11 protein-coding genes are annotated in these 11,896 nt (G+C 41.3%); 4 read left to right on the top strand and 7 right to left on the bottom strand.

Annotation, left to right across the window (positions count from 1 at the left end; all coding sequences use genetic code 11):
* Positions 1–9: 9 nt before the first annotated feature.
* From OQ289_RS08800 to OQ289_RS08780, 5 genes are all read right to left on the bottom strand, one after another.
* Positions 10–1,170 carry a FecR family protein gene (locus OQ289_RS08800; protein ID WP_270090357.1) on the bottom strand — a complete coding sequence of 387 codons (1,161 nt, stop codon included), beginning with the start codon at positions 1,168–1,170 and terminating at the stop codon, positions 10–12.
* 55 nt (positions 1,171–1,225) lie between these two features.
* Positions 1,226–1,813: an RNA polymerase sigma factor gene (locus OQ289_RS08795; RefSeq protein ID WP_270090356.1), complete on the bottom strand. Its 588-nt coding sequence runs from the start codon at positions 1,811–1,813 to the stop codon at positions 1,226–1,228.
* A gap of 153 nt (positions 1,814–1,966) precedes the next feature.
* A complete protein-coding gene (locus OQ289_RS08790; RefSeq protein WP_270090355.1) occupies positions 1,967–2,464 on the bottom strand; it encodes a hypothetical protein in 498 nt (165 codons plus the stop codon).
* 37 nt (positions 2,465–2,501) lie between these two features.
* Complete coding sequence (locus tag OQ289_RS08785) at positions 2,502–3,911, bottom strand: hypothetical protein (protein ID WP_270090354.1); 1,410 nt, start codon at positions 3,909–3,911, stop codon at positions 2,502–2,504.
* A 156-nt stretch (positions 3,912–4,067) separates the two neighbouring features.
* Positions 4,068–5,438, bottom strand: a complete 1,371-nt coding sequence (locus OQ289_RS08780) for a hypothetical protein (RefSeq protein WP_270090353.1) — start codon at positions 5,436–5,438, stop codon at positions 4,068–4,070.
* A gap of 174 nt (positions 5,439–5,612) precedes the next feature.
* Between OQ289_RS08780 and OQ289_RS08775 the strand changes: the two genes are divergently transcribed.
* From OQ289_RS08775 to OQ289_RS08760, 4 genes are all read left to right on the top strand, one after another.
* The gene (locus tag OQ289_RS08775; RefSeq protein WP_270090352.1) at positions 5,613–6,350 is read left to right on the top strand and encodes a helix-turn-helix transcriptional regulator; all 738 of its coding nucleotides are present in this window, start codon (positions 5,613–5,615) and stop codon (positions 6,348–6,350) included.
* 304 nt (positions 6,351–6,654) lie between these two features.
* Positions 6,655–7,782 (top strand): hypothetical protein, encoded by a 1,128-nt coding sequence (locus OQ289_RS08770; protein ID WP_270090351.1) that lies wholly within the window; start codon positions 6,655–6,657, stop codon positions 7,780–7,782.
* 332 nt (positions 7,783–8,114) lie between these two features.
* Entirely contained in the window at positions 8,115–8,603 is a 489-nt protein-coding gene (locus tag OQ289_RS08765) for a MauE/DoxX family redox-associated membrane protein (RefSeq protein ID WP_270090350.1), read from the top strand.
* A gap of 78 nt (positions 8,604–8,681) precedes the next feature.
* Complete coding sequence (locus tag OQ289_RS08760) at positions 8,682–8,942, top strand: hypothetical protein (protein ID WP_270090349.1); 261 nt, start codon at positions 8,682–8,684, stop codon at positions 8,940–8,942.
* A gap of 50 nt (positions 8,943–8,992) precedes the next feature.
* Here the strand turns inward: OQ289_RS08760 and OQ289_RS08755 are convergent, their stop codons facing one another.
* Together OQ289_RS08755 and OQ289_RS08750 are read right to left on the bottom strand one after the other, a co-directional pair.
* Positions 8,993–10,465 carry a TlpA family protein disulfide reductase gene (locus OQ289_RS08755; protein WP_270090348.1) on the bottom strand — a complete coding sequence of 491 codons (1,473 nt, stop codon included), beginning with the start codon at positions 10,463–10,465 and terminating at the stop codon, positions 8,993–8,995.
* Between the two features lie 35 nt (positions 10,466–10,500).
* A complete protein-coding gene (locus tag OQ289_RS08750; protein WP_270090347.1) occupies positions 10,501–11,892 on the bottom strand; it encodes a RagB/SusD family nutrient uptake outer membrane protein in 1,392 nt (463 codons plus the stop codon).
* Positions 11,893–11,896: the final 4 nt, after the last annotated feature.

Below are 11,896 nucleotides of genomic sequence, written 5' to 3'. Positions count from 1 at the left end.
AGTCCACTCTTATTTGGGCATCATATACACCCTCCTTCCTTCAATACGATATGTAATATCTTCACTTGCCAATTTGACCAATCTCAATACTTTATCAATCTGTTCGGATTTGGAAATAGAGGCCCAAATCTGGATATTTGCAATCTTCGGATCTACCTGTACTTGCACGTCATACCATCGGCCCACCCTGATCATCACTTGTTCTAGCGTTTCATTATTAAAAACAAAATCACCATTTTTCCAGGCTATGCTTTCCTCAGGATTGAAAGATTCAACCTGCATTCCCGTCAAACCATTGACCGTTTGTTGGCCTGGCGACAGTAAGGTCTTGTAGCTGCCGTGCTGTGCAGACACCTCTACTTTACCCTCTAGGAGCGATACCCTGGAGATAGCTTCCTCTCGATAGGCATTTACATTGAAATGCGTACCGAGCACTTTCACTTCTTCCGTAGCAGTCTTGACAATAAAAGGCCGCTTTGCATCCTTCGCCACTTCAAAATAGGCCTCACCTTGTAGCTCCACAACACGTTGTCCTTGCACAAAAGCAATTGGGAATTTCACTTCTGACGCTGCATTCAGCCAGATACGTGTACCATCGCTCAGTTGGATTTGATACTGCCCACCATTGGGTGTAGATACACTGCTTTCTATGATGTCCTTCGAATCCATGTCCACATTGCCCTTCAATATGTAGCTGATTGCCCCTTCTTTTGTTTTGACAATCTCCACACCACCCCTATTCTCCAATATTCCATTCTTCAGTTTTTCAAGATCATAAGCCTGTTGATCCCCCAATCGTAGATTACCCTTATCTGAACCCGGCATTATCGCGGCTATCTCAGCAGTATTGATTTCTGTTTTTTGCCTCGTATAGAAGAATGTAGAGATTCCTACGATTACAAGAATAGAAGCTGCCCAATAGCATATTTTTTTGAAACGGTGGATACGGGATAGTTGTTTGGCTTGATCCATCCCTGCTAGCGATTGTATCTGCTTATAAAGGTCTACTTCTATGGTCTCTAAATTTTCTGCAGTATAATCTTCTACCAAATGATCCTCATATGATAAATACCACTCATCAAATTCTATTTTCTCTTCCGTTGAAATGGTACCCTTCAGCCATTTATCGGCCAAATATTTTAATCTCTCGGATTTCGGTTTATACGTCATAATATAGGGGCTATACTTATAAGCCCCTTGAATCTGACATATCCCTTAGTCTGAATTAAAAAATCTTAAAATAATGGGCTAGCTGTAGAATCGTCACGATACTCAAATCGGTACGGATGTGTTTTCTGGCTTTAGCAAGGTGGGCCTCTACCGTTTTTTCAGAAATATCCAGTTCTTTGGCAATTTCTTTTTGGCTGTATTCCTTTTCTAACCGCAAACGAAATACGAGCTGACATTTTTCAGGAAGTAGACAAATCGATTGCTCCAATGTTTCCATCAGCTCTTTTGCTTCCAATGCTTGGAGCGTGGAATCATCACGCTCGGACATTTCTTCGCGCAATACATTCCGATGGTGGTCCAGATGCCCCTGTCGGGAGAGAAACTTCAGGACTTCGTACTTGGCAGCGGTTGCAAAATAAACCGCAAAATTTTTATTCAACTCGAATGACGCCCCCTTACGCCAGAGATTCAGAAAGATGTTTTGGACAATCTCATATGCATCATCCTCACTTCCCAGTCGGTTCTTGGCGACCAAAAAGATACCCGACCAGTGTCGTTTGTAGATTTCATTAAAAGCATGTTGATTTCCGTCCTGTAATAGTCGAACCAGTTGTTCTTCAGATAAAGACTTAAAATCAGCCATAGGTTTATTATAATTCTTCTGCGAGTAAATGTAAGCTTTTAAATCCCAAAAAAGAAGGTATCCTTTTCACTACAAAGGATACCTAGATGAATATTGTTGTAAAAGCTAGTATGACGGATCTTATCAATACATCGCCATCCCCACGACGACTTGTTATGTTTTTTTAACTCGCTGTATCGTTTTCAAGATAGTTTCCCTATTCTTTACATCCAATACCCCTTGTATCAATCGGTAAGACCTACTATTGTTATCGAAAGGCAATCCCACACAATTGCTTTGCCTTTTCGCAATATAATTTTCTATCAGGACTAGGTGTTCCAGATTATAAGCCCACAACAGTCCATTTTGAGTATCTATTTGGTACCAAACCTCAAATCCAAAAAAAGGGTCGCATGGACTATTGAGCATCAATAACCTGGAGCTGATATTTTGCCCGCGCTTATTGGTGTACACCCTAAATTTAGGAGTATTGGTATATTTCAGGAAATAGTGACAGGTTGGACAGGAGAAATGAACTTTATGCTCATATTCTGCAAGCATTTTATCGGGTTCCCCGCCTGAAACCAGCGCCTTAGCTTTGCATTTTGGACAGGCAACTGCCACTTCTCTTATAAAATCCCGCCCTTTCAGCAAATAAACAAAATCTTGCATAATAGGTATATGATATATTTACGCAAAATCTCTGTCATTAAAACCCTATTCCTATTTGAAAAGCAGGTTTATCTTTAATTAGTTGTATACCCGCTTTTAAAATCAAACTCCTGGCAATTCTACCTTTCAATCCAAATTCGGGAAAAAATTGCCAAGAATTTTGACCGGCTATTTTATAGGAATCTGTACCATCTTCATACGTTTGGTATCTCACACCAATACCGGCATAACCCCATAGCGGATAACTAATGTTCATGGTCAATCCAAAACTTGAGGTAAAAAATCCTGCCTTTAAGGTGCCATCTCCAGCATAGTCATCAAGGGATTCGAGTTCCTCCAGCGAGGAAAACCCAGGTAATGTAAATCCATAATTGAGTCCCCAATAAACAGATGGGTTATGAGAGATTTTTAATTTGCCGACCTCTAGTCCAGCACTTTTGTTGGTTGCATAGTTGATCATAAAGTAGGTCTTGTCACTCCTACTTGCGATTACCTCTGCCCTTTTTATTTTTCGAATTGCTTCATCATATTTCATCTGCGCTGACTTTATATGACCACCAGAGGGGAAGATACTTTTGTATTTACCATAAAGCTCTTCCACTTTTTTATAATCTTTAATACTCGAGGCCTGTTGTCCTTCTTTATGTAGGATCTCAGCATAAAGTTTTAATACGGCTTCTTTATTTTTACCAGTTGGATAAGCTTCCAAATACTTTTCGCAGCCAGCGACAGAGTTATCTCGTAGTACCTGATCCGATGCTTCACTTTCCCTCGCTTCGTACAAAGCCTTTACCACCACATTCTTGTGCTTTCCATCATTAAATAAAGTTAGATAATTTTCATAGCCTCCGATTTCATCCTGTAAGATGGCATTATCATACGTCCGTTGTTCTTCATTTGCTAGTACATCAAGCACATGTTGTCTTTCGTTATGAGTCGGATAATCTTTCAAAAACTGTCGGATGGCAGTCAGGTTACCTGACATCGCCGCTTGGTAGCTTTTAGCTTCAGCTTCCTTCCTTCTTCTTTCTTCTTCTGTAAGTTTCCCTTCCTTCTCCAAACGGTTTACTTCTAATAGGCGTTGCAGCGATATCTCCTGCTCTAACATAGTTTTTTCACTTCTTTCTATCTTATTTAAATAGCTGAGCGCCTCCTGCTTCAATGATAGCTCGGAAGGCAAATCCGAAAAAGCACTGAGCGCTCTTTTAGTCTCTTCGATCTCGCCCAATTCATAATAGCTCTTTATCCGCAACAGTTCTATTCGCGCATTGGTAGTCTTTAATTCGTCCGTAACGCGTTGACAGTATTCCAATACTTTGGAATAATCTTTTTTCTCGAATAGTCTCACAGCTTCTTGATAGAATGCTTTCGCTCTATCCTGTGAGGTCTGTCCTATAGCATAAAAACTACTAAATAGCAAAACACAAATGCTTATATATTTTTTCATTATTTTATATTAATTAAAATGTATTTGATGTATTTGAACTCAACTACATATATCTTTATAACAATCAGTCTACAAAACAACTTTATACTATCTCTCATTTATCCTATGTCTGTATATATTATCTACAACAGTATCGCAAATGTTAAATTGCACTACTTATCTTGAGTTCTCATCGTGCATTACCGTGCAGGGATGAAAATCATTAACCTTTTCTAGAAGAATTGGACTATTACCGATAGTCATCTTCTTATCAGGACTATCATACGATTCTATCTTCTCATTCCGAAATTTTATAATTTGCTCTTTATCTAATACTCTCCCTTCATCCTGTATTCCTCGATAACGAGCATCCGTGAATTTGTCAAAAAGCCATCCTTCATTTAAAGTTTTTCGAACTTCCATGACCCCATACTTCGGATCACTTAAGTTTTTAAAACAACCTTTACCGTATTTTTCCATCACTAGGTTATAAAACTTCAGTACATAGTCGCTACACCCTTCCTCAATCTTAAAAACATTGGAGATAAAATCTCGTCTAGTATTCGTACAGTGGTCTAAAAAGTATATAAAAACAACTGCATAACCGGTGGGTTTCGAGGGTTGATGTTCATTTTGGGAATCCTTTTCCTTTTCTTCAACACCTTTTCCAACGCCAGCATTGCTATTTTTAGAATCTTCCCCAGCTTTTTTTTCGTCTCCCCCCTTCCAAAAACTATCCGTCTCCGTTTTGGATTGCGCTTGCGTCTTTTCACCCCCTGTCCCACTTAGTTTTATCTTTAGCTTATCAAGGTCTTTAATTTTTGCATCAGCCAATTCTTGTTGCTTTATTTTTTCGATATTTTCTGCATTTTTTTGATTATTTTCATTTTTACAACTGGCTTCTTCCTTTTCATTGACCGCTTTTACATAAGCTTCAAGAGCTGGTAGTATAGCTGATTCATCAGCTTTGAAAGCGGTCATTTTTTTACCTATAATTTTAACTTCTGAAAGGTCAAAATCACCTTCAATTTCATTGTCTGACCAATACACACCATTGTCCTTTACGCCTTTTATCATGTGAGCAACCCGATATCCACCATTCCTATAGTTCTTATCTTTGACCCAAATGAGTATCTCAAATTCAAAAGTAGCGCTAGCCGTATTTTTAATCTTTTCAAATGGTTCTTTTTCAATCTGGGAAGATGAAAAATTATAGTCCAACCTTTCTATTATTTTGCCATAGATGCAGCTCTTCACACTTATCCCAGGTTTGTAGATGTACGAGTAAACATCATTCATCGATATTTGCTGTGTTCGCAAAAGTATTTTATAGTTGTCACCTACCTTTCTTTTTTCTACCATCGCCTGTACATTAAAGGATACATGAGACAACCCTTTATAATTTTGAAAGGTTTGATTGGTAGCGCGCATCAATTCAGTATCATTGGCCGCTATCTTCACAGTTTGCCATTGTGCTTTCACTTCTTGTGCACTTAATAAGCAAATCATCGCGAACATTCCGATTAGGATTTTTGTCAGCATCTTCATATCTTGTCATAATATTTGTCTACTACAAAATTCGCACAATCTTTTTTCTCAAAACATCGCTAGCACTAGGTATTTCTTACGATACTGCTGCATATGCAGAATATGCCTTCTAAAACATCTTCTTGCTTACCGTTAATTTTTTACCTACCTTGGCCAACACCAATTATTCCCGCTATGGCTTTAGGCAGTACATCATTTGATTTTCAGAAGGCGGAGCTATTCCAACGGCTACATGGCGTACAGCAAAACCTGAAGAAAGGCAATTACGCTATTGACGACTTGGGCAGTATTCTTCCTGCCTCTGTCATGATGCACGATATGGACAAGCTACAACCACTGGCTGTAAGCTACATGAACAATTGGGGTGCTGAGCATTTAGGGACTTCCGTGGATGAAATCAATGCTTTGGGTGATGCATACTATAACAAGTACTTTATCAAAGAGGAATCCCTTGCTATATTCGAGGGAATAGAAAAATACCTTCACGAGGCTGATTTTGACAAGCAATACAATTTCTTTCAGCGTGTTAAATTACATCAGGAAGTAGCCTATAAGTGGTTTTACTCCGTCTGTAAGTTGATTAAAATAAAAGAAGGTGATTGTACGGTCAACAAAATGATCATGCTTTCCAGTCCTGTAGAGGGAATTGACTTGATGATATCCAGGGTTAATAAAGTACTGGACGAAGACATTTACGTTAAAAACAATTACAAGATATTTGCGACACTTACCAGACGTGAAAAAGAGATTATTGCCATGATTGCCAATGGTAAATCATCCAAGGAAATAGCCGATGAATTATTTATATCTATCCATACAGTAAATACTCACCGTAAGAATGTCATCCAAAAGACCCAATGCAATTCATTCGCTACTTTACTTAAGTTTGCCATCGCCTTCGAACTGCTCTAATATATTCCTCATTATCCCGTTTTCATCATCCCAAACTTCCCTATCACTTATTTCCGACATCCAACAAGGTCATCACCCTCTTTTTCCTGTACCTTCTGAACAGAGGTCATTTAAAGCTTTTTAAGAGACGACAGAACTCATCTGACACCAAAACTACTCGTAATACCTTAATTTCAAGAGCATCACCCTTCGCACAACATTAATTCACCTATTGGTGATATATTTGTTATATTAGAGATATTTTACTGCGTACTATGAGAAATCCGACTTCTCCTAGGCGTTTGCAACCAATATGATTCCTATTATGAAAGATAGTTTGTACAGCTTTATCATGGCCGTGGAACAGTCCCCCGTGGTGCTTCCCGGCTTGGCATGTGATCGGATGGAGGGCTATTGCTATTGTCACACGCTGCTCTCGCTCAAGGAAGAGCTCATTGTCAAGATTGGAGAGTTGATGCTCACCGAACCTGACACCCAGTTTGTTCAACAAAAGGTACGTGTGCTGCAACTTTCGCTCACTGTATTGGCCAATAAACTCTATCAACGGCAGGGTAAGCCCGATACCTCTCGGCTCAATACATTCTTGGCAATAGAAGAAGTCCTACACCATCTACGCCTGACCAGCGGCGAGACTATCCAACACATGGGCATGCCGCTCTTCGCTTTACACGCCGAGGGCCATACCCTATTGGTCCACTACCAAAAATACCAACGCAAGCTTAAGAAAAACGACGTTCCTCCTCTTCTATTGGATTCCTTAAATCAATTTTTCAAACAATTCGCCTTTCCACATCAACATGCCATTTCCTATCATCAGCTCGAATACGCCCATAAAGTATTACGTGGCATCGAGAATTTAATCCTTACGGAACCTGCCAATCTATGGAGTACCAAAATATGGAAGACACTTATCTACCTCAATTTCAACCGGGAGCGGTTGATGAACCATTGCCGTCGACATGTTGACGATTTGGTAACGTCGGGCGCACCCCCCTTGACCATACGTACACAACTAGAAGAATACCTCAAAGAACTCCAACAGTTGGATACACAACTTGGCTATGCCTACCAGCCTTCACGTACCAGTCTCAAAGATTTTATCGAAAATCTTCTCCTAACCGAGATTGATTGGCAAACAAAGCTTCCCTCCTTATCCAGTAATCTGAACCAAGACGCCATCACGGTCACTCTCACAGCCAAGCAACTCAGCCTACTGACAGACCTCAATGTACAGACCCGGCATATTGTGGAGCTCTCCACCCCTCAGGCGCTACGCATCCTATTGAATCACGTTCGTACCGTGAGAGGCGGCACGCTCAGCTTCGAGACCAATCGTAAGAAAATCAAAGAAATGGACAACAAGACCATAGAAGGTACGCGTCTTTATCTGCAAGCTCTTCAAGATAAACTCAAAGAGCTGTATCCATTTTGACATTTCCTGACCCAAAACGCATAATTCTTTTCATTAAAAGCCGCTATTTTCGACCTATAATGGTAAAAAACAAGTTTCTTTTGGTGAAAATCGAATAGATTAACCATTGACATCAGAATACCCACCTCTATAGGGCTTTCTCAGTCCTTCCAAAATAGCAAAAAAATAAATTTCATTTTTTCACCACGACCCAAAACCGCTGTATCGCTCACGCTATATCGGATTTTAAGTGTCTAAAAAAAGGAGACAGCCTTGGGGGACATTCCATGTCTCTTGACCAGTGTCACTATCCTTCAGAAATTTGGAAGTAAGAAACATAGGAAAAAAACGCAATGAAAATTACACGTCAAAAATACATACCTATCTGCTTCGAAAGTATACGAGGTCTATTTATTACATTATTCATCTATACAGCTTTCGTCAAATGGGTACAGATGCCAACGTTCGTTGGCCAGATGGAGCGCATGCCCTTTCCAGATTGGGCGGCTCCCTATGTTGCATATGGCTTACCCAGCACCATGCTTATACTCGCTTTGTTATTGATGATGAATAAAAAACCTAAAAGAACAGTATGTATTGCCATGGGCATCCTCTCGACCCTATCCATCTTTATAATACTGATCATAACCCGAACCATCAGTCCATCATACCCCTGTGCCTGTGCGGGCATATTGGGACTAAGCTGGAATGGGCATCTAATGCTCAATTTGGTTTACATCCTTTTAGGCGGAATAGCATTAATCCTCCTCCCTTCGATAGATGTCGACCCAAAGGGCGAATATACGAACAGTGCCAACGCCTCGATCCATCAACAAACATAAAATAAAAAAGATAGCGCTATATAGAAAGGTTCATCTGCCCCCTGATATTAAATGGCAGAAACAATTAAACAAACCAAAATGAAAAAGTTAAAAGTATCTATCCTCGCAGCAGCGTTGCTACTCGGGATCGGTGGAGCAGTAGCTGAAATCAACACATCTGTCGTATCCGAAATCGTGACGGCCAATACGCCCTCGGGTCCACAACAGCTAGATTTGGCTGATAAGGACAACGACGCCAGTCCCAGTCGTTGGGAATGTCAGAATGTTCAACCAGAACCCTGTTACAGACATGCAGACAATACCCCTTCGGCTGAAACCGGATTAGCTGTTGCCTATTAAGTAAAAGAACAGGAAGAACTAAAGTTCTTCCTGTTTACTATATACCAACATTACATCACCCTATCCAAGATCGCTCTCACTTGCTTATCGCTCTGCACCCCGATATGCAACAATTTACCATCGGGATCGATGAGCATCAGTGTCGGGAAGGTCCCGATATCGTAACTTTTGATAAAGGGATGGAGCCCCCCTAGCTCCTCCGTCCGTAGGTTGATACTTCCAGGATGCGTATATTTTCCTCCTCTCAAACTCTGCAACCATTTATCCTTACTACTGTCAATACTGATCGATACCATCTGGAACCTTGGATCGTCCTGCCACCTAGCGATATCCTTGGTCATTGCCCTAGCCAGTTGTATACAGCCTATACACCCCGTGTACCAGAGATCTATCAGCGTATATTTGCCCCTAAAATCGTCCAAACTCCAGTATCTGCCGGAGGAATCCGGCATTGAAAAGAAAGTGACCTTCTTACCTGTTCTTAGATAGCCGAGCTTATCCATTATCTTCGCAAATTCGGGATCGGAAACCAGCCCCGCCGCCCTGTCCAGATATGGCTCTACATCGTAATTCCCTTTCAGCGTCGAGATGAAATCCACCAATAACCGATCCCGGAGTATACCCGAATAATTATGGACGATCAGCTCAAATAGCTCTTCCAGATCTATAGGTTCCCAATAACTAGGTTCCCTAAGCTTATTGCGCCATGCCAACTGGTTGAATAGCGTATGGCTATAGAGCGAAGAGTATCTATAGAGATTGGTATCCTTTTCTACATAGGAAATCGGGGTTAGATATTTTTGCTTAAATTTTTTGATTGCTCTTATTTTTGAAATATCCTGCAAATGATTAACCGATAAATTAGAGAGCGCTGTTGACAAAGCATACAATTCTATTCCCATAAATTCCATTTCCAGCTCCATCTTCATGAGACGATATATATCATCGCTCAGGAGGTACTTTCTGGATTCCAACAGGGACGATTTGACCGCGAAGATAGCCTCTTGTCCCTTACCGATGGCTTCGACCTCTTCGTCTGTCTGTAGTTTGGTAGGTCTGGTTATCAGCATACCGTAGGCATAGTAGCTGTATTTCCATAGATCTGCTATCAAGTTATATTTATCTTGCCCTCTTCCCGAGGCACGCATGGTCTTGTCGTCGATATTGATAAATACTGAATCATTGGGCTCGCAAACGAACATCTGCGCAGTGCCCGTAAAATTAGAATAGTAGCCTTTTATTCGCGCATCGATGAGCGGATAGATCTGCATGTAGATAGGATGATTGGATTCGGTTCCGATCTCAAAATACCCATTATCTGTCTTCATGATGGTATCCTTTACAAGTACTCTCAAATTGCTTGAAATCGAATAAGGGTGAATCCGTATCCGTACGCTATCGCAGCGTTCTACCTCTATCTTTCCTGAAATCTTAATTGGGAGCATTGGCTCCACTTGGGCCCACATGCTGCTATAGCAGAGCAGCGAAATCAATATGGCCAGTGTTGTTTTTATAAAGTGCATGTCATGTGATTTATTTGTTAAAATATCCTATCCCATTATCTGGGGTTGTCTTCAAGTCCACTTAGCGCAATTTCGTAGGGCGGTATCGAGAGTGCAAAGCGGAGGTCATTCGCCGGCAAGATATAGATAGTGCCGTCCAACACTCTTTTCATCCTAATGTCGTATCCTTCCTTATTCAGTCGCCGTATATCAGACCATCTCACCCCTCTAAAAGCGAGCTCTTTACGTCTTTCGAGCAGGATGGCTGCCAATGCCGATTCGGAGTCGGCAAATGTTATCGGTGTGTATGTCCCCGTTTTGTATCGCTTGACCAGCAACGTATTGATATCCTTTGCTGCCAATGCTAATTCCCCCTTCCTTGCATAACCTTCTGCCCGAATGAGGTACAGCTCATCTGTGGCCAGCCCGGTAAATGGATAGGTCAAAGTAGAATATGTAGTATTGAGCGTCACCCTACTATCGGGCATCACCTTGTAAAGAAGCGTCTTTCGGAGATCGTTTGCATGATAGCTGTTGTACAAGATCGAATCTACGTGCATCACCCCCGAAGAAGTGGTCAACATCGTCTCCCCCGATACCGTAATCGCATGGGAGAGCAACTCAGGATTGTCAAGCTTAAATACCATCACACCGTTATAGTCCAATAGATTTGGATAGCGTAATAAGGCATTATTGGCATGGTCCATGGCTTCCACATATTTACGTTGGGAAAGGCATACCCTGGCCAACATGGCCAATACCGTGAGTTTGGTGGGCCGCAGCTTGTTGGGCCATACACCGTCAAAATCGATTAGCTCCTCAGATTGCTTCAGGTCTTTAATGATTTGTGCATAGGTATCTGCAAGTGATGCCCGGGGTGTGGTACGCTTGATATCCGAATGCAATCGCAGTGGTAACCCAAGGTCTACATCGGCCGTTTGGGCATCATAGGGCAGACAGAATACCTCTGCCAGTCCAAAGAAAGCTTTGGCCCGTAAAAAATAGGCCGCTCCCTTTGTATAACGCCATCGATCCACTTCTGCAGCTGCAGGTTCGATGGCTTCCAGCCCTTCCAAGACAATATTCGCGATCAGTACTTGCGAGAATAGCTGGTTCCAGTCATTGATCACGCCATATGAATCACCATCATATACATTGACCGCCCATGTGTACGTATTCCTAGATTTGGCATTCTGTGCTTCAAAATCTTTATTCTTTAGATAATATTCATCCGAGGAGAGCATCCCCATCAAGGGCGTGCCATATACGCTGAATTCGTTGTCCATCAGTCCCTGCAATTCGGCTATCTTCGTGGGCACGACCAAACTACTGGAGGGTTTCTTTTCTAGAAACACCCCTTTATCACAGCCTACCAACAATAACACCATTATTATCAATAAGATCACCATTCCCAAATGTGATCTGTCTTTACAGTTAACATCGATCATTTTT

Origin of the sequence: Sphingobacterium sp. SYP-B4668 (genome assembly GCF_027627455.1) — a bacterium.
Classification (GTDB): Bacteria; Bacteroidota; Bacteroidia; order Sphingobacteriales; family Sphingobacteriaceae; genus Sphingobacterium.
The sequence above is the reverse complement of the archived record's forward strand: the minus strand, read 5'-3'. Positions and strand labels throughout refer to the sequence as shown.

Coding starts and splice junctions, on each gene's coding strand:
- OQ289_RS08755 (WP_270090348.1), bottom strand. CDS start 10,465: ATGCACTTTATAAAAACAACACTGGCCATATTGATTTCGCTGCTCTGC.
- OQ289_RS08750 (WP_270090347.1), bottom strand. CDS start 11,892: ATGATCGATGTTAACTGTAAAGACAGATCACATTTGGGAATGGTGATC.
- OQ289_RS08785 (WP_270090354.1), bottom strand. CDS start 3,911: ATGAAAAAATATATAAGCATTTGTGTTTTGCTATTTAGTAGTTTTTAT.
- OQ289_RS08775 (WP_270090352.1), top strand. CDS start 5,613: ATGGCTTTAGGCAGTACATCATTTGATTTTCAGAAGGCGGAGCTATTC.
- OQ289_RS08790 (WP_270090355.1), bottom strand. CDS start 2,464: ATGCAAGATTTTGTTTATTTGCTGAAAGGGCGGGATTTTATAAGAGAA.
- OQ289_RS08760 (WP_270090349.1), top strand. CDS start 8,682: ATGAAAAAGTTAAAAGTATCTATCCTCGCAGCAGCGTTGCTACTCGGG.
- OQ289_RS08780 (WP_270090353.1), bottom strand. CDS start 5,438: ATGAAGATGCTGACAAAAATCCTAATCGGAATGTTCGCGATGATTTGC.
- OQ289_RS08765 (WP_270090350.1), top strand. CDS start 8,115: ATGAAAATTACACGTCAAAAATACATACCTATCTGCTTCGAAAGTATA.
- OQ289_RS08800 (WP_270090357.1), bottom strand. CDS start 1,170: ATGACGTATAAACCGAAATCCGAGAGATTAAAATATTTGGCCGATAAA.
- OQ289_RS08770 (WP_270090351.1), top strand. CDS start 6,655: ATGAAAGATAGTTTGTACAGCTTTATCATGGCCGTGGAACAGTCCCCC.
- OQ289_RS08795 (WP_270090356.1), bottom strand. CDS start 1,813: ATGGCTGATTTTAAGTCTTTATCTGAAGAACAACTGGTTCGACTATTA.